Raw genomic sequence first — 21,129 nt, forward strand, 5'->3', positions numbered from 1 at the left:
TCGTGCGACACAATCGCTCATGGGCGCCAAAAACAGCTTGATCAAGACGGATACTTTGCCCTTGACCCACCAAAGGGCGGCGGCCCTTTGGAAACCCAATCGTCTGGCGATGATTGGGGAGTTGGGATGGCCGCCGGGGCTTCAGATATCCTTGATGGGCTTGTGCGGCAGATGCACGTCGCGGCCGGTCAGCATCATGTTCCAGTAAAGCCGTGGGAACACTTTCGTCTTGAGCGCCCAGGCGAAGCGGCTGGGCTTGCGCTGGTCGTAGTGGAAGCTGGGGGCCGGCACGCCGCCATAGAGGAATTCCGCCAGCACCACGCGCCCGTAGGACACCGTCAGCGGGCAGGCACCGTAGCCGTCATAGGCGCCGGCCAGCGGGCGGCCATCGAGCGAGGCCAGCAGGTTTTCGACCACCACCGGCGCCTGGGCGCGGGCGGCGGCGGCCGTCTTGGCATTGCTGGTGCCGATGACATCGCCCAGGCCGAACACGGTGTCGAAACGCGCATGGCGCAGGGTCGTGGCATCGACATCCAGCCAGCCGGCGGTGTTGACCAGCGGGCTGGACTTGATGAAATCGGGCGCGCTCTGCGGCGGAGTGACATGCAGCATGTCGAAACCGCGCGTGACCATGCTGCTGCTGCCGTCGGGCGCGGTGACGGCGAAGGTCGCCTGCCGCTTCGGCCCATCCACCGCCACCAGATTATGCTTCAGTTGCAGGTCGATGCCGTAATAATCGATGGCATCCTGGAGCGAAGGCACGAAATATTTGACCCCGAACAGCGCATCGCCCGCCACCGCGAATTCGACCTTCATGCGGCTGAGCACACCCTCGCGCCGCCAGTGGTCGGACGCCAGATAGGCGATTTTCTGCGGGGCGCCGGCGCATTTGATGGGCATGGGCGGCTGGGTGAACAGCGCCGTTCCGCCCTTGAGCGACTGGATGCAGGCCCAGGTATATTCGACCGTATCGCGCGAATAATTGCTGCACACGCCGTTGCGGCCCAGCGTCTCCGTCAGGCCGTCGATCTTGCCCCAGTCCAGTTGCAGGCCGGGGCAGACCACCAGGCGGCGATAGCCTATACGCCGGCCGTCGGCCAGGGTGACGGCGTTTTCTTCCGGCGTGAAGGACGCGACGGTGGCCCGCAGCCAGCGTACGCCCTTGGGGATCAGCCCGCCTTCCTGCCGCAATGTGTCTTTCAGGGACATGACGCCGGCCCCCACCAGCGTCCAGCCCGGCTGGTAGGCATGGGTGGTGGCGGGGTCGATGACCGCGATCGACAGGTTGGGCCGCGCGCGCCGCAGGCGTGCGGCGACCGTCAGGCCCGCCGCACCGCCGCCGACGATGACGACGGTGAAGCGATCGCTGTCGGGAATATCCGTCTGGGTCGGGGCCATGGGTGTCTCCTTACGCTGGTATTCGTATGGAGGACGATCCTAATGGCCCGGTTCCGAAATTCGTAAGCGAAATTCGGAGGTCAGCCGAGCGGGCGGGTTACTCCGCGTCCTTGAACCAGACTTCGACCGGGCCCTGGAGCTTGATCGTCATCGGGTTGCCGCGCCGGTCCGTCGTGCGGCCGACGGCCAGGCGGACCCAGCCCTCGCTGATGCAATATTCCTCGACATTCGTCTTCTCGACGCCCTTGAAGCGCACGCCGATCCCGCGCTCCAGCAGGGCGGCGTTGTGGAACGGGCTTTCGGCATTGGCGCACAGGCGATCGGGGGGCGTGTCACTCATTCAGAGGGGACCTTATGCTAGGGACGTTCGGTAATTGGTGGTGACATAGCGGGTCCGGGCCGCCAATCCAACCACGGGCGCGCATCTGCCATGTGCCGGTGCGGCATCACGCCCGCCGAATGCAATGGACAGATGGCGCGGAAACCGTGACATACGGTCCCTTTCGTTATTCGTATCCACGGCGCGGCCCCATGTCGTTTTCCAGTTCTCCCTCCTCGTCCGCACTGGCCTATCGCCACCGCATTCCCGTTGGTTCGCTGCCTGCTTGGCTGGTGATCCTGCTGGGGCTGGTGACGGCGATCGGGCCGCTGGCGACCGACATGTACCTGCCGGCCTTTCCCGCCGTGGACAGCGAGCTGGGGGGCGGACCCGGCTCGGCACAGATCACGCTGGCCGCGTGGTTCGCCGGGCTGGCGATCGGGCAGTTTTCGCAGGGGCCGCTGTCCGACCGGCTGGGGCGGCGGGTGCCGCTGCTGGGCGGGCTGACGCTGTTCAGCATCGCTTCGGCCGGGTGTGCGCTCTCGACCGATTATCACATGTTCTGCGTCTGGCGCTTTCTGGGCGCGTTGGGCGGATCGGCCAGCGTGGTGGTGCCGCGCGCCATCGTGCGCGATATCGCCACCGGTGCCCAGGGCGCGCGGATCATGGCGCAACTGACCCTGGTGTTCGGCCTGATGCCGATCCTGGCCCCCAGCCTGGGCAGCCTGGTGCTGTCGGTGGGCCACTGGCGCTGGATCTTCTGGTTCGGGACGCTCTACGGCATGGCCGGGGTGATCGCCATTGCGTGGACCCTGCCGGACACATTGCCGCGCGACCGGCGGATTGCGCTGTCGGCCTCGACCGTACTGTGGCGCTATGTCGGCATCGCACGGGAGCCGATGTTTCTCTCGGCGGCGCTGCTGCTGGGGTTCTCGGCTTTCGTGATGTTTGCCTACCTTGCCAGCGCGCCGATCCTGTTTGAACAGATCCTGTCCTTCACGCCGCAGCAATTCGGGCTGTTCTTCGGCATGAATGCCGCCCTGTTCATCGCCGGTGCCCAGATCAATGGCCGGCTGGTCCACCGCGTGGCGCCGCATGTGCTGATGCAGCGCGGGGTGGTGGCGATTACGCTATCGGCCGGGCTGTTCCTGACCCTGTCCGTCGCCGGGCTTGCCGGGCCGCGCCATCCGCTGCTGGTCTGCGCCATGGTCGGGCTGGTCACCGGCTCGCTGGGTTTCGTCAACCCCAATGCCACCGTGCTGGCCTTTACCCGGCACGGGCACCATGCCGGCAGCGCCTCGGCCCTGCTGGGGACGCTGCAATTCACCATCGGATCGCTGAGCGGGGTGCTGCTGGGCTACCTGCCGCTGACCAGCGCCGTGCCGGTGGCGGCCACGATGGCGGGCGGCGTCGCCGGGATGATGGGCTGCATGCTGTGGCACCGGCGGCATGCCGCCGCCGAGATATGACGCGCCGAGATATGACGCGTGGGGGCATGACGTGCCGGGGCGGGATGCGCGCGGATATATTGCATCGCACAATTTTCTTGACTCGGGGCGTCTTCACGATTATGAGATAACGTCGAAGTAGCACTGTTACGCGCTTCATGGACGTTTCCTCCCTAGACTACGGCGGCGCACTTCGGGGCGCCGTTTTTTTTCGGGGGTCGTCCTGTTTTTCCTTCCTTTGACGCGCCGGGCCTGCCGCGCTACGGCAGGAGACATGATGCGCTCCACCCCTGTTGCCCGGCCGGCTGGCCGGTTATGCCCCGCGTGAACGCCGTGCTCGATTTCATCGCGGCGCTCGGACGGGCGGCGTTGAATCTGGTCCGGACCGCCGGTGCCCTGACCCTGTTCGGCGTTGCCGCGCTGTCGCATCTGGTGCGGCCACCCTTTTACTGGCGCATCTTCTTCGGTTCGCTGATCGAGATCGGCTTCTTCTCGCTGCCGGTGGTGGCGCTGACCGCCCTGTTCTCGGGCGGGGTGATCGCGCTGCAATCCTATACCGGCTTCGCGCAGTACCATGCCCAGGGCGCGATTGCCGGCATCGTCGTGCTGGCGGTGACCCGTGAACTGGGGCCGGTGCTGGCCGGGCTGATGGTGGCCGGGCGGGTGGGCGCGGCGATGGCGGCCGAAATCGGCACCATGCGGGTGACCGACCAGATCGACGCCCTGACGACCCTTTCGACCAACCCGATGAAATATCTGGTCACGCCCCGCCTGCTGGCCGGCACGATCGCCCTGCCCTGCCTGGTGCTGGTGGCCGATATCCTGGGCGTGCTGGGCGGGTTCGTGGTGTCGGTCGTGAAGCTCGATTTCTCGGCGCCGGCCTATATCGCCGCCACCTTCACGGCGGTGAAGACGATCGACGTGACCGTGGGGCTGGCCAAGGCGGCGGTGTTCGGCTTTCTGATCACGCTGATGGGCTGCTACCATGGCTATACCAGCCGGGGGGGCGCGCAGGGCGTGGGGTCGGCCACCACGGCCGCCGTGGTGGCGGCGTCGATCCTGCTGCTGGCATCCGATTACCTCCTGACCGACGTGTTCTTCTCGCAATGACCCAGACCACGCCCAAGATCCGTATTCGCGGCCTGCGCAAGGCGTTCGGGCCGAAAATCGTGCTCGACGGGATCGACCTCGATGTCATGCCCGGTACCTCGATGGTGATCATCGGCGGGTCGGGGAGCGGCAAGTCCGTGCTGCTGCGCTGTATCCTCGGGTTGATTCCGGCCGATGCCGGGACGATCGAGATCGACGGTGTGGATGTGCTGTCGCTGCCTGCCCGGCGGCGGGAAGCGGTGATCGAGACCATCGGCATGCTGTTCCAGAACGGGGCGCTGTTCGACAGCCTCAGCGTGTGGGAAAATGTCGCCTTCGGGCTGCTGGCCGCCGGGCGACGGCATGGCAAGCGCCCCAGCCGGGCCGAAGCCCGCGCCACCGCCGGCCGGGTGCTGGAACAGGTGGGGCTGGACCCCTCGGTGGGTGCGCTGTCGCCCGCGGAGCTTTCGGGCGGGATGCAGAAGCGCGTGGGCCTGGCCCGCGCCATTGCCGGCCAGCCCGATATTCTGTTCTTCGATGAGCCCACCACCGGGCTGGACCCGATCATGGGGGCGGTGATCGACGGGTTGATCGTGGATTGCGTGCGCAGGCTGGGATCGACCGCGATTGCGATTACGCACGACATGGCCTCGGCCCAGCGGATCGGCGACCAGGCGGCGATGCTCTACAAGGGCAAGCTGATCTGGCAGGGCCCGGCGACCTCGCTGCTGAACAGCGGGAACCCGATGGTGGACCAGTTTACCCATGGGCGGCGCGAAGGGCCGATCAGCATGGAATTGCGGCGGTGAACGCAAAAAGACTTTCATCCGTTCAGGAACACCGCAAGTCCCCCCCCCCAAGGCGCCTGAACGAATCAAAGTTTTTTGGTTCTTTTTTTCAAAAAAGAACAGGCTTCCCTTACCCTTCCCGGAGTCACCGTGGCCCGCCGTCCTTCCGTCCATTACGTCTGCCAGTCCTGCGGCGCCGTCTTTCCCAAATGGGCCGGGCGATGCGAGAGCTGCGGCGCGTGGAACAGCATTGTCGAGGAAGCCGCCGAGCCCGCCGCCACCGGGGGCACCGCGCCGCGTCGCGGCCGGGGGGCCAAGGTCGCGTTCGTCAGTCTGGCCGGCACGGCCGAGCCGCCGCCGCGCATCGGCACGCGGATGGCCGAACTGGACCGCGTGCTGGGCGGCGGGCTGGTGCCGGCCTCGGTCGTGCTGGTGGGCGGGGACCCTGGCATCGGCAAATCGACGTTGCTACTTCAGGCGGCCTGCGCGCTGGCGGCCGCCGGTCGGCGGGTGAAATATATCTCGGGCGAAGAAGCGGTGGACCAGATCCGCCTGCGCGCGCGCCGGCTGGGGCTGGATGCGCCGGGGCTGGAAATCGCCGCCGCCATCAACGTGACCGACATTGCCGGCACGCTGGAGAGCGAACCCGATATTGCGCTGGTGGTGATCGATTCGATCCAGACCATGTGGCTGGAATCGGTCGAGAGCGCGCCCGGCACCGTCAGCCAGGTGCGGGCTACCGCGTTTGAACTGATCCGGCTGGCCAAGCAGCGAGGGTTCAGCCTGATCCTGGTGGGGCATGTGACCAAGGAGGGCGCGCTGGCCGGACCGCGCGTGCTGGAGCACATGGTCGATGCCGTCCTGTATTTCGAGGGCGATCGCGGCCATCAGTTCCGCATCCTGCGGGCCGCCAAGAACCGGTTCGGCGCGACCGACGAGATCGGCGTCTTTGCCATGACCGACCAGGGGCTGGTCGAGGTGCCGAACCCTTCGGCGCTGTTTCTGGCCGAACGGCGGGGGAATATCGCGGGTTCGGCCGTGTTTGCCGGGATCGAGGGCACGCGGCCGGTGCTGCTGGAGGTGCAGGCGCTGCTCTCGCCCAAATCGGGCGATTCCGCGCCGCGCCGCGCCGTGGTGGGCTGGGATACCTCGCGCCTGAACATGCTGCTGGCGGTGCTGGAAGCCCGGTGCGGGCTGAAGCTGCATGGGATGGATGTGCATCTGAACATCGCGGGCGGGCTGCGCGTGCTGGAACCGGCGGCCGATCTGGCGGTGGCGGCGGCGCTGGTTTCGGCCGCCACCGGCAAGCCTACCCATGCCGGGGCCGTCTATTTTGGCGAGATCGGTCTGTCCGGGGAAATACGGCAGGTGGCGCAGGTCGATGCGCGGTTGAAGGAGGCCCAGAAGCTGGGCTTCGATGCCGCGTTCCTGCCCCGGCGCATCGCGCGCGGCAATACGCGGCTGGTGGCGCCCGAGGGGCTGCATTTGAATGAGATCGGCCATCTGGGCGATCTGGTGGCCCTGTTCGGCGGCACGGACAGCGAGGAGGCATGAGCGCCGACGGCCTGGTGATGCTGGCCGAACCCGCCCGACTGGAACGCGAGGTGCGCAAGAGCCTGTTTCTGGCCCAGGCGGCACCCGTGACGACGCCTGCCGACGCCCTGGCCTTTGTCCGCGCCGTGTCGGACCTGGATGCCACGCATAATTGCTGGGCCTATCGCATCGGGCAGGATTATCGCAGCGATGACGACGGCGAGCCCGGCGGCACGGCCGGCCGGCCGATCTTGCAGGTGATCGACGGGCAGGGTTTCGACAATGTGGTGGTGGTGGTCACCCGCTGGTTCGGCGGCATCAAGCTGGGTGCGGGCGGGCTGGTGCGCGCCTATGGCGGCACGGCGGCGGAATGCCTGCGTCTGGCGCCGCGCGTGCCGATCGTGCGGCGGACGCGCCTGACCTTTCATTGCGGCTTTGGCGATCTGGCGCTGCTTCAGGCGCGCCTGCCCGCGCTGGATGCGGTGGTGGAGGACGAAGCGTTCGACGCGGAGGGGGCGCGGATGGTGATTGCCGTGCCCGAAGGGGACGTGGAGAACGCCATTGGCCGGATTGCCGACCTGACGCGGGGGCAGTCGGTTCCTCGGGTGGTGGCGTGAAGGAGTCTTCTTTTTCTGAAGAAAAAGAAGCAAAAAGACTTTTGATCGTTTGGGGACGTTGCGTGTCCCCAGCACAAGGCTCCTGAACGAATCAGGGTTTTTTGGTTCTTTTTTGCAAAAAAGAACGAACATTGTCGATCCGGGCGAAGGTCACGAGATTGCCCGCCAGCACCAGCCCGACCCCCCGCGTCATGCCCGCCGTCCAGTGCGTGCCCTCGAACAGGATCGAGATCAGCAGGGCCACGACCGGGGACAGGATGGTGGTATAGGCCGCGCGGTCGGCGCCGATCCGGTGCACCAGATGCAGATAGGCCAGGAAGGCGACGACCGATCCGGGCAGGGCGAGATACAACAGGGCCGCGATCCAGGCTGGATCGGTCGATCCGGCCAGCGATTCCCCGCGTGCCACCTGCGAGACCGCCAGCACCGCGCAGCCCCAGAGCATGCCGCGATAGACCGCGTTGGGCAGGTCCACCCCCGCCATCGCCACCCGGCGCGACAGGATATTGCCGCAGGAGAACAGGAAGGTTCCCGTCAGCGCCAGGGCCGCGCCGGTCTGCGAGATGCCGGCGACCCCGCCCATGCCGGTGAGGCAGGCGACGCCGGCGATGGCGATACAGCCGCCGGCAATGCTGCGCACGCTGGGACGCAGGCGGAAGAACAGCCACTGATTCAGTGTGTTGAACAGGGTTGCCACACTGAAGATGACCGAGACGGTACCGCTGGCCAGAGTGATCTCGGACCGGTAGATCGCCAGGAAATTGCATGAAAACATGCATGCCCCCATCGGGGCGAGCCAGAGATGCGTACGCCATGGGACCCGGCGGAGCCGGCCGGACAGGTACAGCCATGCGCCCATCGCGGCCGACGCGATCATGAACCGCCAGAAGATCGCCGTGCCCGGCACGGTGACGCCGACCTGCACATGGATGGCGAACCAGGTGGTGCCCCAGATGACCACGACACACAAAAACAGCAGGCCGAGCATGCGGTTTCCTCTTCGAAAGACCGTCATCCTACCGGGCCGCCTGCCTTGCCGCGCGGGGGCGGCTGTCAGAATCCTGCGCTTTCCTGCATTGCGGCGTGGCGCGCGGCCGTCGATCGCGGTCTATAGTCGGGAGGGCGGCGCCGGCCATCCAATCCGTTCACCCTCCGCTCCCTGCCCTTGTCCATCATGACCGCACTGGCCGACCTGACGATTGTCCGTACCCTGCACGCGACGGGCGCCACCCGGCGCGCGGCGGCCCATGTCGGCCACGGGTTGGCCGTCGCGGTGTGGGATCGCGACGAGATCGCCCAGACCCGATACGACACGCCCAACCACCATACGCTGAGCCTGTATCTGGAACATGGCGAGGGGTTTCGCAAACGTCTGGGCAATAGCTGGAAATGCAGCAACGGCGCGGGCGACCTGTGCCTGATGCCCGCGCGGGCGACCAGCGACTGGGAGGTGTCCGGGCCGATCCGGATGTTCCATCTCTATATCGTTCCACAAGCCTTCGATCGCGCGACGGTGGAACTGTTCGACATGGACCCCGCCCGTGTCACCCTGCGGGAGGACGCCTATTTTCGCGATCCACGGATCGAGGCGCAGGTGCGCGCGATGATCCTGTCGCGGCATTGGAGACAGCCGGCGGACAGGGTGGCCGTCACGCAGGCCGGAACCGAGCTGATGACCTATCTGCTGGCGCACATGACCGATCGCCGGCCGGACATGCCGCGCCGGGGCGGGCTGTCGCAGGCGGCGTCCCGCCGGGTGCGGGCGCTGATCGACGCGCACATGGAACGGCCGCTCTGCCTGGACGACCTGGCGGGCGCGGCGGGGCTCAGCAGCTTTCATTTCGCGCGGGCGTTTCGCCAGACGCATGGCGAAACGCCGCATCAGTTCCTGACCCGCTTGCGGATCGAACGCGCCCGGCAGTTGCTGCGCCGCGACTTACCGCTGGCGCGGATCGCCGAATTGTGCGGATTCAGCAGCCACAGCCACCTCACGGCCCGTTTCCGTGCGCAGACCGGGCTGACACCCAGCGATTACCAACGCCATTGTGGCGTGCGGCCCGAACCGGGTTTCGGTGGCAATGCTCCGGGTGACCGGATGGTCAGCGGGGCAGATCGGACCGGTTGATCTTTTCGGCAAACGGGCCGATTTCTTCTGCCGGACAGGGGCGGCTGATCAGGAAGCCCTGGATTTCAGAACAATTGATGCCCTTCAGGTAATCGAACTGTTCCTGCGTCTCGACCCCCTCGGCGGTGGCGACGACATTCAAACTTCCGCACAGGCCGGTAATCGCCCGGATGATTGCCGCGCCATCCCCCTCCCCCCCATGAAGATCGTTGACGAAGCTGCGGTCGATCTTGATCCGCGTGAACGGCAGGCTGTGCAGGAAGCTGAGCGAGGAATAGCCGGTTCCGAAATCGTCCAGCGCGATCTGTATTCCCTGCTCGCGCAGACGCTTCAGGACGCAGGCGGCCCTGGGCACGTCGTCGATCATCGCGGTTTCGGTAATTTCCAGTTCCAGGCGCGAAGGCGGGCAGCCCGTACGTTGCAGGGCCGTTTCCACATTGTCGATCAGGCCATCGTGTCGGAACTGCGCCGCCGAGACGTTGACCGAGACCATGATATCATCCGGCCAGTCCTTCGCCTGCCGGCATGCCGTCTCCAGCGTCCAGGCGCCGATCTCGTGCATCAGGCCCATCCGCTCGGCAACCGGGATGAAATCGCCTGGAGGAATCAGGCCCTGTTTCGGATGTCTCCAGCGGATCAGGGCTTCCACCCCGACGATGCGGCCACTGCGGACATTCAGGAACGGCTGGTACAATAATATGAATTCGTCCCTGGCCAGCGCGTGATGCAGATCGCGCTCCAGATCCATACGCCGCTGGCGCAGGCTGTCGCGTTCGGGATCGTAGAAACAGATCCCGTCATCAATGCCACCCTTGGCACAATGAAGCGCGACATCGGCTTTGGACATCAGTGTGTCGCGATCGTCGCCATCGGTCGGAAAACGCACGACCCCGATCGCGACGCCCACCGTCACTTCATGTTTGAGGACCGACAGGGGGCGGGAAAGGACGCTGCGCAGCATCCGGGCAAACCGGCGAATCGCCTGGTCACCCTGTTCGGAGTGCAGAATCAGCGCGAACTTGTTGCCCCGGATATGGGCGACGGTATCTCCCACCCCCACCGTGCGCCGCACCCGCAAGGCTGCGATCCGCAGCAATTCGTCACCTGCCGCGTGGCCCATCGAATCATTGATGCGCTTGAACCCGAACAGATCGAAATAGAGGACCGCGAACGATCCCGATGCCCGTTCGCACAACGTGCCCAGTTGCAGTCGCAGCCCCTGGAGGTTGGCCAAGCCGGTAAGGTCGTCATGCTGTTCGAGAAAACGTGTGCGATTTTCCAGCCGCCGCAGGTCGGTGACATCGCGGCACAGCAGCAGGAAGCGCCCATCCTGCAAGCTGATCCAGGAGAGGGCCAGCGTACGCCCGAGCCGCAGGATTTCGGTCGACCAGCCTTTGGACAAGGCGGGCCGGGCAGTCTCTTCCGTGGTCCATTCCGTGCGGGTCAACGCGGCGAGAATCGTTCGGGCGGCGGCGCCAGGATTCAACCCATCCTCTACCCGACCGATCAGGGCATCGAAGCGCATATTATAATGCAACAGGCTCTCATCGGCGCCGAACAGGGCGATGCCGTCGGGCAGCGCGTCCAATGCCCCGTGCAGTTCTGTACTCCCCTGCCTTGCCGCGTCCGGATCATCCTGCGCGATCGCGACCGTCACCGGCACATCGATATCCGCCCGCTTGCCGGACAGGGCGTGGCGGCGGACGCGAACACACAGATGCACCCCGTCCTGACGGACGAATACCCCCACATGCCCGTCCGGCGCGTGGGTAGCGGCTGCCGAAGCGGGAGGAGAAACAAGGAACAGGCCGGAAAAGGGGCTGCCGACCACATCATCGGCAGTATGCCCGGTCAGCCGCTCGGCTTCCCGGCTCCAGGACGTGACGCGCTCCGCCGGATCGAGAAGGCAGACGAAATGTTCAGACACGCGCGCGCATTCCGTAACCCGGAACCGCACCATGACGGCCGGCCATCCAATTCAGATCTCTGTCAAAAAACAAGGAAAAACCCAAATCGTCTATGCATGCCTCAATGCCTTCCGCACCATGTCGCGGCAATAGAGCCCAGGAAATGACACCAAAAAAGAATTAAGAAAATATACCCTCGACCGCGCGATCCGCGGGGAACGCGATCAATCTCCAAATACGACCGTCTTGCTGCCATTCAGGATCACCCGGTCGTCCAGATGGCAGCGCACGGCGCGCGCGAGAACGCGCCGTTCGATATCACGCCCCTTACGCACCAGATCGTCAGGCGTGTCGCTGTGGCTGACACGTTCGACATCCTGCTCGATGATCGGTCCTTCATCGAGATCCGCCGTTACATAATGCGCCGTGGCGCCGATCAGCTTCACCCCACGTGCGTGGGCCTGATGGTAAGGACGCGCGCCCTTGAAGCCCGGCAGGAAGGAATGATGGATATTGATGCACTGGCCTGACAGCCGCGCGGACAGGGAATCCGACAGCACCTGCATGTAGCGGGCCAGCACGACCAGTTCGGCATTGGTCCGCTGCACCAGGCCCCACAATTCTTCTTCCTGTTCCGCCTTGTTGTCGCGCGTGACCGGCAGGTAGTGGAAGGGAATGCCCCCCATGTCGATATGGGCGTAGGTCTCGCGCGGGTGATTCGCGACGATCGCGGTCGGGGTCATCGGCAGTTCACCGATTCGCCAGCGATAGAGCAGGTCGACCAGGCAGTGGTCGAATTTCGAGACCATCAGCAGGACCCGGCGGCGCACCGCGCGGTCATGCAGCGTCCAGTTCATGCGGAAGCGCGACGCCACGGCATCGAGCCGCGCCCGCAGCCATTCGGTCCGCTCGGCATCGGCCCGGCCGGTGAAGACGACGCGCATGAAGAACACGCCGCTTTCCGTATCGTCGAACTGCTGGGCCTCGATGATATTGCCATCGGCTTCGTACAGGGTCGTGGCGATCGCCGCCACGATGCCCGGCCGGTTGGGGCAGGACAGAGTGAGTGTCCAGGTTGTCGGCCCCTGCGCCCCGTGATCAGTCATGCCGGACAATCCACCAACAGAAGCTCCTGAAAACGCACGCCCGATACCATAGGGGGCGCCTCCGGGAACTCAAGCCCCCCGGTTGCGTTCCGCCGGCGGCCGCACGGCCCGCCATGCGGCTTCCAGCGCATCGGCCATCGTATCGAACGGCGCGCTCCATCGGTCTGCCGGGCAATCGCCGCTCCCCGCCTCGCCGATCGCGGCCCGCCAGCGCGGGGCCTGCGCAGCATCCGGCGCGCGTTCGATCCGCACGACGCGGTCCTCGGGGATGCGCGACAGCAGGCGGGCCAGGCGGCGCTCCGGTGTCATGGGCGTTGCGTAATTATGAGACATCGGCCGTTCTCCCGACAGTGAAGCTGGGCCGTCTGGCGGCATCGGGCAAGTGGTTTCGGTTGCATCGGAAGCCCCGAGCGGTTTCAACAGTGGAACGCCCCCGGACCCTTCGTCCGCCCGCCATCCCCCGCAGCAGCACCATATATAAGGAGCCCCCGTGTCCCCTTTCCCCGGCTTTCTGCCCGACGAACCGATCGACAGTGTCGCTCACCTGATCCAGACCGCGCTGACGCCAATCTTCATGCTGTCGGGGATCGGCACGCTACTGAACCTGTTCAACACCCGGCTGGCACGGGTATCGGACCATATCGAGAAATCCAACGACGCGCTGGCAACGACCAAGGCCCCGACGGAGCGCCGCCATCTGCGCCAGCATATCCGGCACCTGCACCGGCGCACCCTGCTGCTCGATGCATCGATCCTGCTGGCCGCCGTCGGCGGAGCGGCCACCTGCGGCGCGGCCTTCGTGCTGTTTCTGGGCAGCCTGCGCGACTCCTCGGTGGCGTCCTGGCTGGTGGTGATGTTCGGCATGGCCCTGATCTGCACAGTGGCCGCGCTGGCCGCGTTTCTGTGTGACAGCCTGGCCGCATGGCATGGTCTGCGCATGACCACATCCTGGGCACGGTCCACCCACCCGAAAGACTGAGCGATCGGCCGGCAGGGGCCGGATTTCTTCATTAAAAATGTGAAAGGCCATATAATGGGCAATATGCCTATTTTATGCGCTTTCTTGTTGAGTCCAGTCGTCGGTCGCCCGTGTTCCGCACAAAAATTCGCCAGAAACGGGCCGATTCGTTTTTCTGACTCCGGACAATAAACAGGACGCTGTTTACGAAGTGAACAGACTATTCATCCGATGGTTACTATGCGTTTTTTAACCATCAGGTCTCATGTTCTTTTGTATTGCGAGAGACCCGATTTCGGTGTTGGTTCCGCACCCAACACCAACCCATAGGATTTCGGATAATGTTTATTCAGGAAATTGGCAATCTCGTCGCCAGTTCGATGAACGTCGCGTCGTTCCTCCCGCTCGTCGCATTTCTGCCGATCGTTGCCGCGCTGATGCTGGCCACTGCCGTCGCCGACCGCATCGCCTGATGCGGCGGCCATGGCGGCCGGTCTGTGTGACCTGCACCATGGCCTGCCTGCCTGACGGCGGGCATAAGGTCCGGCCTGAGTCGGATCCGGCTGGCTCTGTCCTGGGGGCGGGCCTATCTTTGACCGAGACTTTCCCCATGCCCCGGCCTGCTCGGGCCGTCGTTGTTACGGCGCGCTGTCGGTCGGATCGATCGCGTAGGCGGAGAGGTCCAGCGTGCGGTGCATCACGCCCTGGGCGCGCAGGAAATCCATGAAAACGCGATAACGCCGGCCGTTGAGCAGCGCCGGCTGCTTGCAGACGCGCGGCAAGGTCGCGGTCCAGGCGGCGCGGTTCAGCGGCGTGTCGAGTTCCGGGTGGTCGTGCACCGCCTGGGCCAGGATCGCGTCCGGATGGTTCAGCAGGGCGTTGGTGCCTTCTTCCAGCGCCTGCATGAAGCGGACGATCTTCGCATCGCGGGCATGGTCGCGCGGGGCGAGAAAGATCAGTTCGTCATTCAGCGGAACGCCATGTTCCTCGGGATAGAACGCCACCGGGTCGAACCCCTTCTGCCGGAGGTCGATCAGTTCGTAGGTCCGGGTCGCGCCGATCACCGCATCGACCGAATGCGACATCAGGGCCTGTTCGAGCTGGAAATTGACGTTTACCTGCCGCACGTCGGACAGCGACAGGCCGACCGACCCCAGCATCGCCGCCAACACCGCGTCATCGACGCCGGCCATCGAGATGCCGATTGTCTTGCCTTTCAGATCCTTCAGGGATTTGAGGCCCGGTGCCGCGATCAGCGTATCCAATGGCGTGTCGATCATCGTGCCGACCCGGACCAGCGGAATGCCCTGGTCGGCGAGCATGCCGAGCTGGGTCTCGTAGGACACCGCCAGATCGGCCTGCCCTGCCGCCACCAGCCGCGCCGGCGAGCCGGGGTCGGACGGTGCGATCAGGCGCACCTGCAACCCGTGACGGCGAAAGGCGCCGCTGTAATCCGCCGCCAGCAGGGCCGCGTGATCGGCGTTCAGGAACCAGTCGAGGATCACCGTGACCGTTTCGGGTGCGTCGGCTCGTGCCGTTGGGAGGCCGAGGAACACACACGACAATATTATCAGCAGGCGGCGCAGGGTGATCATGGGGGCTCTCTCTTCTTCTTTTTCTGAAGAAAAAGAAGCAAAAAGACTTTTATCCGTTCAGGGACATCGTATGCCCCAGGCACAGGGCTTCTGAACGAATCAAAGTTTTTTGGTTCTTTTTTTCAAAAAAGAACGACCTTCCGTTACGGCGGTGTCGGACCGAACAGGCCGATATCAAGATGCTTGCCAGTCGAATAGTTCAACCCCGAGACGCGCCCGAATTCGATCACATCCAGCCCATCGGCATGGAGACGGTCGCGGAATGCCGGCTCGTCCTTTCTGTCCACCAGCGCCAGGCCGCAGGCCCGGTTGTCGCGCAGTACGTCTGCCGCATCCTTCGGGCCGACCAGGACCGTGTTCTGCCCTACGAGGAAGACCAGGCTGGGCTCGGAGAAGGAGGGCGAGACGACCAGCGTATCGGGGCATGGCCGGTAATCATCGACCAGCGCCGCCAGACGGGGGCTGAGCCAGATCGTCTTCAGCGCCGGCACCACCGTCAGGAACAGACCGACATGAATGATGATCGCGGCGGCGATGGCGGACATCGCCGCGTGCAGTATCTGGCGGCGGACCAGAAGCCGGGTGGCGATGACCAGCAGCGGTAGCGCGCCGAGGGGTATCAGCAGGGACGCCGGCACGATTTCATGTTCTAGCCACCACAGCAGCACCGGTCCGGCGACGGACAGGACGAGGCCGACCGCCAGCCATAATGCGCCATATAGCGCCAGCACTGCGCGGCCGGCGCGCGAGGCGGGCCAGCGCCAGCGGTCGGGCGTGGTCATGATCGCCGCTGCCGCCAGCAGGGCGATGGCCGGGTAGGTCGGCAGGACGTAATGCGGCAGCTTGGTTGCGATCGCCTCGAACACCAGCCAGTGCGGCACGATCCAGCACAGCAGGAAGCGCACGGGCGGCGTGTGGCGCCGTGCCCAGACGAAGGGCAGCGCCAGAGCCGCGAAGAGCGATCCGGGCCAGAAGGCCAACGCGAAGGCCGCCAGGTGATAACCCGGCGGCAGGCCGTGCGCCTGCTGCCCGCTGGCGACCTTGCCGAGGAAATTGGTGCCGACGGCGCGCGAGAAGAAATCGCCGTGGCTGACCACGCCGATCGCGATGCACCAGGGCAGGACGATTGCCAGCATCACCAGCCATCCCCATGCCGGCCGCAATCGGCGCCACCAGTCGATGCGCCGTTCCACCAGTGCCAGGGCCAGCGGGGTGCCGAAGCCGGGGATCAGGACCACCGGGCCCTTCAGCATCAGGCCCGCCCCCAGCGCCACCCAATAGAGCAGGGCCGCCGAAACGGGCGTGGGTTGCCCCTTTTCACGATCCAGATAGGCGCGCAGCAGGCCGGTTTCGGCCAGCAGGACCGTGAGCAGCAGGGTGCTGTCGATGGTGGCCATGCGGCCTTCGGCCGTCATCAGCACCGATACCGCCAGCAGGGCCGCCGCCAGCAGCCCGCTGGCAGGGCCGAACAATGTGGCGCCGATCCAGGCCGTCAGCACCACCGAAGCCGTGGCCGCCAGCAGCGAGGGAATGCGGTAGGGCCATACCGCCCGGCGGTCCAGCGTACCGGTGGCGGCCACCGATGCGGCCTCCAGCCAGTAGATTCCGGCCGGTTGCAGATAGCGCGGCTTGTCCTGGAAACGGACATCGATGAAATCGCCACTGCGCAGCATCTGTGCGCTGGCTTCCATATAGCGGGGTTCATCGCGATCCAGCGGCGGCAGGCTGGCCCGCCCCGGAAGCAGAAGCATGAAGGTGCCCAGCGCGAGCAGAAGATAATGACGCACGGTCAGCCGTGTCATCCGGCACGTCTCCTCGGGAAGGATCGGGATGGGGACTGTCGGTTCGAGCGCGCCGAACCGGCCCATCAGGCCGCCAGCGGCGGCATTTGCAACAGGCTCTTAGCGTTCCGTGACCCGACGCGGCAACCGCGTGCGGTTGATCAGCCATATCACGCCGAGCAGATCCCGGAACCCGACCAGCGCACGATTGAAATTGGTATATTTGGACGATCCGTGCAGCCGGTTGCGGTGCCGGACCGGCTGGCAGAGCAACGGCGTGCCATAATGGCCGAACAGCGCCGGCAGAAAGCGATGCACGCCTTCGAATTGTGGCAGGCGCAGGAAATCCGCCCGTCTGAACAGTTTCAGCGGCGCGCCGGTATCCGGGCATCCGTCCCGCAACAGGCGCCGACGGAGACCATTGGCGAACCGGGTTGCCAGGCGCCGCGACAGGGTGTCCTGCCGACGTAGCCGGACGCCGACGACCAGCGGTGCCGGCCCCTGGGCCTTCTGCGCCAGCTCGAACATCCGGACGATTTCCATGGGATCATCCTGCCCGTCACCATCGAGGGTGGCGATCCACTGGCCGCGCGCAGCCTCGACCCCGGTGCGTACGGCGGCGGATTTGCCGAGCCGGCGGTCGTGACTGAGGATGCGCAGATCGGGAAGGATGCCGTCGGTCCTGGCCGCGACCAGGGCCTCGACGGTGCCGTCGGTACTGCCGTCATCGACGAAGATGATTTCGCACGGCGGCAGCGCGCGGGCGGCCTCGGCCAGTTCGGCGCAGACCGGGCGGATATTCTCCGCCTCGTTCAGAACCGCCGCCACAATGGACAGGACCGGTTCGGAACGATCGGAAGTGGCGAGCGGGGCCAGTAACCCGGTTCCGCTCAGGCAGCGCGTGAGGACAGGGCCGACGGCAGGTCGGCGATCGAACGGTCGACGATCTGCTGTCCGGTTTCGGCCGGCAGGGCAATCGTCAGCGCGTCGCGCGTGGCCTGGACCGCCACGTCGATCGCCACCTGACGGACTTCACGCACCGCGCTGCGCTCGGAGGCGGCGATACGGTCGCGGGCCATCTGCTCGCGACGGGCGGCCACGGCCTCGGCCTCGCGCTTCGCGTCCTCGGCAATCCGGCTGGCTTCGGCCAGCGAATGCTCGACCAGGGCGCGGGCCTCGGCCAGCGCCGTTTCACGCTCGCGCGTGGCATCCTCAAGCATCTGCTCGGCCTCGCGGCGCAGGCGGGCGGCTTCGTCGAGGTCGGCGCGGATGCGCTCGGCCCGCGCGTCGAGAGCCGTGGCCAGCGGTGCCCAGATCTTCCTGCCGAACAGGATGAAGAAAAGGAAGAAGGCGACGGCCGTCCAGAAACGGGGTTCGTGCAGCATGGTCTTGAACCTGTTCCTTACTGTGGCGCGATCAGAGGCCGCGCGCCGTGGCGGCGTGGTCTACCGTCCGGGCCACCACATCGGCGGGCACCGATGCACCGGTCACCTGACGCACCAGCGCCTGTGCTGTTTCATCGGCGATCTGGCGCAGTGACCCGAGAGCAGCCTTGCGCGCAGCGGCGACGCGGGCTTCCGCCTCGTGAATCTCGACGGCCAGACGGGCGTTCATCTCCTGCGTCTGCCGCAGGGCGCTGAGGCGCGCGTCCTCGATCACCTTGTCGACATTCGCCTGCGCCTCGGCCATCGCGGTGCGACGGGCCTGATGCAGTTCGTCCACCGCGCCATCGGCTTCGGCCTTGGCGCGACGGGCGATGTCCAGATCGTTGTCGATCGTCTGGCGGCGGCTGGTCAGGACCGCTTCGACCTTCGGCAGCGCCGACCGGCTGAGCAGGACATACAGCACCAGGAAGATCACCGCGCCCCAGATCACCTGACCGATGACGTAGGGGTTGGCGAAATCCAGCTGTGGCATGCCCGCGGCCCGCGCGCCCGGCGCAGCCATTACCATCACGGGCAAGGCCAGCGCGAGCGGCGTCGCGAGAGACGCCACCCGGCGGATGCTTGAGGCCGCGGAACGTGCCACGTTGGTCTCCGGTCTCAGACGAACAGGATCAGGAAGGCGATCAGCAGGGCATACAGGGCCACGGCTTCCGTCAGGGCGAAGCCGAGCATGCCCAGGCCGAACACGTGCGGACGCGCGGCGGGGTTGCGGGCGATGCTGCTGACCAGCGTGGAGAAGATGTTACCCAGGCCGATGCCGACGCCGGCGAGGGCGATAACGGCGATACCGGCACCAATTTCCCGGGCTGCAGCGATGTCCATAGCGAGGCTTTCCTTGTATTTGGTTCAGGCGTTCAAAAGGGCTGGGGCGGCGTCGCGGTCAGTGCGCGACCGCCTCCCGCAGATAGATGCAGGTGAGGATCGCGAAGACGTAGGCTTGCAACGCACCCACCAGCAATTCGAGCGCCATCAGCGCGACATTGATGACCACGGGACCAACGGCGAGCGCATCGCCGATCAGTCCGAGCCCGGCCAGCATGATCGTGAAGGCGGCGAACATTTCCAGCATCACGTGACCGGCCACCATGTTGGCGAACAAACGGATCGACAGGCTCACGGGACGCGACAGGAATGAGAGGATTTCGATCGGCACCAGCAGCGGCGCCAGGGCCATCGGCGCGCCTGCGGGCATGAAATGCGCGAAGAATTTCGCACCCTGCACCTTCAGCGAGACGATCACCGACAGCACGAACACCATCAGCGCCAGCGCAACGGTGACGGCGACATGGCTGGTAAAGGCGAAGGAGAAGGGCAGCAGGCCCAGATAATTACCCGCCAGGATGAAGAAGAACAGCGTGAAGACGAACGGGAAGAACGCACGCCCCTCCGGACCGATCGTATCCACGGCCATGTTATGAATGAAATCGTAGCAGATTTCAGCCGCTGCCTGCAGGCGACCCGGCACCACGGCCTTGGGACGCATGCCCACATACAGAAACGCCAGCACCGCGACCGAGGCCACGATCATCATGAGGGGCGACTGACTGAAACGCAGCGCCTCGCCCAGGCCACCCAGAACGGGATGGAGCTCGAACTGACCCAATGCGTCGATGGTGGATCCGGCCGCCAACTTCGTCTTCCCTCTACCGTTCCGGCCCCGCATCCGGGCCCGGCTTGTCCTCCAGGGCGTCCTGCGGCCTGACGAGACGCCAGACATTCAATACGCCCGCGGCCCCGCCCAGTAATGAAAACAGGATCAGGAACACTGGGCGACAGCCCAGCCAACGATCGAGCCCCCATCCCATCGCGACCCCGACGACCAGGCCCGCCACCATTTCGGTGCCGGCCCGCAGAACGGTGCCTACGGTGGTGATGTCGTTACCTTGCGACCCTGCCTCGGCTGCCCGGTTCGGATTATTCCGATCCATGGCCTGCTTCAGGCGCTTGTCGAAGGCGTGACGGGAGCTGTCCGTTTCCTTACCCAATTTTTACACCTCCAGGCAGGTGCAGGCGCTAGCTAACGATGCGGCAGAAACCTGTCAAGCAAACGCTTTTGTTTCGGGACGCGGAAAAGCGGCGCCCCTGCTCTGTCACGCATGGAATGGGTGACAGTTCCCGGCATGGCTGCCCCAGAGGCACAGATGACATCGCGTTAATGCAATACAGGAATATCAGACATGATTTTATTGCATGAACAACGACAGCGATTTCCTGGGCTTCCCGTTCCCCGAAACGCCAGTCCGACCCGGCTTTTACGGATGAACGCTGCCACCGGGGATTTCGTCATAAGCCGCACTGCCCGGGAAGGGACCCGCCACCGGAGCGGCAGCCGGAGCGACATGGACGGTCTGGCCCATCGCCGGACCGATTTCCCGGGCGTCGATGGCGGTCCCGAGCGCACTGGTGCTGCCATTGCCCACGGCATGCAGGGTCTGGCCCGGTTTCAGCCATGCGGCCAGGCGCGTCGCTTCCGCCGGTGCGAGGTGAATCACGCTGTAATCCTGCATCACCGCGCCCACCAGCCGGCCATGCAGGCTGTAGAGCGGCGCGCGGACCGTGCCGTCGATCACGATATCCGGCCCGGACGTGGTGACCGGCAGCCGGGCGGATATTGTTTCGGCATCCTCGACCGCGCGGCCGCGCTGGTCTTCGATCTCATAAGCGCGGACGATGGGCAGGTCGCGTCCGTGCAGGCCGCGTGCGGAAATCTTCTCGCCCGGCTTGACCAGGCTGGCCACGGCCAGCCCGAGTTCGTGCGAGCACAGGATTTCGGTGCCGTCGGTGAGGATCAGGCCGTCGATATCGCCGCCCGGCGTCGGCAGATAATGCGCCACCGTGCCGGTCGTGACCGGCAGCGGCGATAAATCATAGGCCGAGACCGGCTGGCTGGCAGCCATCGCCGGGCCGGCGATCAGGACTGACAGACCGGCCATCGCCGGAAGAAGGTGGGAACGCCGCACACTCGCCATGCCTGCTCTCGTCATCTGCCTGATCGTCTTTTTCCATCGTCCCGGAACGGA

The 21,129-nt window shown here is 65.5% G+C and carries 23 protein-coding genes; 8 read left to right on the forward strand and 15 right to left on the reverse strand.

The window, feature by feature from the left end:
* Positions 1-141 precede the first annotated feature (141 nt).
* Both ABF821_RS01520 and ABF821_RS01525 read right to left on the reverse strand, forming a co-directional pair.
* On the reverse strand, positions 142-1,398 hold the full coding sequence (locus tag ABF821_RS01520) for an FAD/NAD(P)-binding oxidoreductase (protein ID WP_415528840.1): 1,257 nt from the start codon (positions 1,396-1,398) through the stop codon (positions 142-144).
* Positions 1,399-1,495: 97 nt separating this feature from the next.
* Complete coding sequence (locus ABF821_RS01525) at positions 1,496-1,738, reverse strand: DUF3297 family protein (RefSeq protein ID WP_114725014.1); 243 nt, start codon at positions 1,736-1,738, stop codon at positions 1,496-1,498.
* 191 nt (positions 1,739-1,929) lie between these two features.
* Here ABF821_RS01525 and ABF821_RS01530 point away from each other — a divergent pair, with 191 nt between their 5' ends.
* The 5 genes from ABF821_RS01530 (at position 1,930) to ABF821_RS01550 (ending at position 7,192) form a co-directional block, all read left to right on the forward strand.
* Positions 1,930-3,186 carry a multidrug effflux MFS transporter gene (locus tag ABF821_RS01530; RefSeq protein ID WP_415528841.1) on the forward strand — a complete coding sequence of 419 codons (1,257 nt, stop codon included), beginning with the start codon at positions 1,930-1,932 and terminating at the stop codon, positions 3,184-3,186.
* A 303-nt stretch (positions 3,187-3,489) separates the two neighbouring features.
* On the forward strand, positions 3,490-4,275 hold the full coding sequence (locus ABF821_RS01535; RefSeq protein WP_182974469.1) for an MlaE family ABC transporter permease: 786 nt from the start codon (positions 3,490-3,492) through the stop codon (positions 4,273-4,275).
* Complete coding sequence (locus ABF821_RS01540) at positions 4,272-5,063, forward strand: ABC transporter ATP-binding protein (protein ID WP_415528842.1); 792 nt, start codon at positions 4,272-4,274, stop codon at positions 5,061-5,063. Before ABF821_RS01535 ends, ABF821_RS01540 begins: the two co-directional genes overlap by 4 nt.
* Before the next feature lie 129 nt (positions 5,064-5,192).
* A complete protein-coding gene (radA, locus tag ABF821_RS01545) occupies positions 5,193-6,596 on the forward strand; it encodes a DNA repair protein RadA (RefSeq protein ID WP_182974403.1) in 1,404 nt (467 codons plus the stop codon).
* Complete coding sequence (locus ABF821_RS01550) at positions 6,593-7,192, forward strand: IMPACT family protein (protein WP_415528843.1); 600 nt, start codon at positions 6,593-6,595, stop codon at positions 7,190-7,192. Before radA ends, ABF821_RS01550 begins: the two co-directional genes overlap by 4 nt.
* A gap of 91 nt (positions 7,193-7,283) precedes the next feature.
* Here the strand turns inward: ABF821_RS01550 and ABF821_RS01555 are convergent, their stop codons facing one another.
* Positions 7,284-8,180: a DMT family transporter gene (locus ABF821_RS01555; RefSeq protein ID WP_415528844.1), complete on the reverse strand. Its 897-nt coding sequence runs from the start codon at positions 8,178-8,180 to the stop codon at positions 7,284-7,286.
* A 186-nt stretch (positions 8,181-8,366) separates the two neighbouring features.
* Between ABF821_RS01555 and ABF821_RS01560 the strand changes: the two genes are divergently transcribed.
* Positions 8,367-9,317, forward strand: coding sequence for a helix-turn-helix domain-containing protein (locus ABF821_RS01560; RefSeq protein WP_182974405.1), 951 nt, complete (start codon positions 8,367-8,369; stop codon positions 9,315-9,317).
* Here the strand turns inward: ABF821_RS01560 and ABF821_RS01565 are convergent.
* The 3 genes from ABF821_RS01565 to ABF821_RS01575 all read right to left on the reverse strand — a co-directional run bounded on the left by ABF821_RS01565 (position 9,292) and on the right by ABF821_RS01575 (position 12,663).
* Positions 9,292-11,244 (reverse strand): EAL domain-containing protein, encoded by a 1,953-nt coding sequence (locus ABF821_RS01565; protein WP_415528845.1) that lies wholly within the window; start codon positions 11,242-11,244, stop codon positions 9,292-9,294. The genes ABF821_RS01560 and ABF821_RS01565 overlap by 26 nt on opposite strands.
* 204 nt (positions 11,245-11,448) lie before the next feature.
* Complete coding sequence (gene purU, locus ABF821_RS01570) at positions 11,449-12,330, reverse strand: formyltetrahydrofolate deformylase (protein ID WP_415528846.1); 882 nt, start codon at positions 12,328-12,330, stop codon at positions 11,449-11,451.
* Between the two features lie 69 nt (positions 12,331-12,399).
* Positions 12,400-12,663, reverse strand: a complete 264-nt coding sequence (locus ABF821_RS01575; protein WP_415528847.1) for a hypothetical protein — start codon at positions 12,661-12,663, stop codon at positions 12,400-12,402.
* Between the two features lie 157 nt (positions 12,664-12,820).
* On the opposite strand from ABF821_RS01575, the gene ABF821_RS01580 reads away from it, so the two are divergent.
* Together ABF821_RS01580 and ABF821_RS01585 are read left to right on the forward strand one after the other, a co-directional pair.
* Positions 12,821-13,309, forward strand: a complete 489-nt coding sequence (locus tag ABF821_RS01580) for a DUF2721 domain-containing protein (protein WP_182974409.1) — start codon at positions 12,821-12,823, stop codon at positions 13,307-13,309.
* 320 nt (positions 13,310-13,629) lie between these two features.
* On the forward strand, positions 13,630-13,761 hold the full coding sequence (locus tag ABF821_RS01585; RefSeq protein WP_259654542.1) for a hypothetical protein: 132 nt from the start codon (positions 13,630-13,632) through the stop codon (positions 13,759-13,761).
* 165 nt (positions 13,762-13,926) lie between these two features.
* Here the strand turns inward: ABF821_RS01585 and ABF821_RS01590 are convergent, their stop codons facing one another.
* The 9 genes from ABF821_RS01590 to ABF821_RS01630 form a co-directional block, all read right to left on the reverse strand.
* Positions 13,927-14,883, reverse strand: coding sequence for an ABC transporter substrate-binding protein (locus ABF821_RS01590; RefSeq protein ID WP_415528848.1), 957 nt, complete (start codon positions 14,881-14,883; stop codon positions 13,927-13,929).
* Positions 14,884-15,026: 143 nt separating this feature from the next.
* Positions 15,027-16,685: an ArnT family glycosyltransferase gene (locus ABF821_RS01595; protein ID WP_415528849.1), complete on the reverse strand. Its 1,659-nt coding sequence runs from the start codon at positions 16,683-16,685 to the stop codon at positions 15,027-15,029.
* A gap of 99 nt (positions 16,686-16,784) precedes the next feature.
* Positions 16,785-17,558, reverse strand: coding sequence for a glycosyltransferase family 2 protein (locus tag ABF821_RS01600; protein ID WP_375288976.1), 774 nt, complete (start codon positions 17,556-17,558; stop codon positions 16,785-16,787).
* Complete coding sequence (locus ABF821_RS01605; protein WP_182974412.1) at positions 17,555-18,049, reverse strand: F0F1 ATP synthase subunit B; 495 nt, start codon at positions 18,047-18,049, stop codon at positions 17,555-17,557. Before ABF821_RS01605 ends, ABF821_RS01600 begins: the two co-directional genes overlap by 4 nt.
* A gap of 31 nt (positions 18,050-18,080) precedes the next feature.
* Positions 18,081-18,692: a hypothetical protein gene (locus ABF821_RS01610; RefSeq protein WP_310888876.1), complete on the reverse strand. Its 612-nt coding sequence runs from the start codon at positions 18,690-18,692 to the stop codon at positions 18,081-18,083.
* Positions 18,693-18,706: 14 nt separating this feature from the next.
* Positions 18,707-18,931, reverse strand: coding sequence for an ATP synthase subunit C family protein (locus tag ABF821_RS01615; RefSeq protein ID WP_012224283.1), 225 nt, complete (start codon positions 18,929-18,931; stop codon positions 18,707-18,709).
* A 58-nt stretch (positions 18,932-18,989) separates the two neighbouring features.
* The gene (locus ABF821_RS01620; RefSeq protein ID WP_114725044.1) at positions 18,990-19,739 is read right to left on the reverse strand and encodes a F0F1 ATP synthase subunit A; all 750 of its coding nucleotides are present in this window, start codon (positions 19,737-19,739) and stop codon (positions 18,990-18,992) included.
* A gap of 13 nt (positions 19,740-19,752) precedes the next feature.
* A complete protein-coding gene (locus ABF821_RS01625; RefSeq protein WP_183008054.1) occupies positions 19,753-20,094 on the reverse strand; it encodes an AtpZ/AtpI family protein in 342 nt (113 codons plus the stop codon).
* Positions 20,095-20,361: 267 nt separating this feature from the next.
* Entirely contained in the window at positions 20,362-21,069 is a 708-nt protein-coding gene (locus ABF821_RS01630; protein WP_375288975.1) for a hypothetical protein, read from the reverse strand.
* Positions 21,070-21,129 lie beyond the last annotated feature (60 nt).

The sequence above is a fragment of the Gluconacetobacter sp. genome, from assembly GCF_047721585.1.
Classification (GTDB): Bacteria; Pseudomonadota; Alphaproteobacteria; order Acetobacterales; family Acetobacteraceae; genus Gluconacetobacter; species Gluconacetobacter dulcium.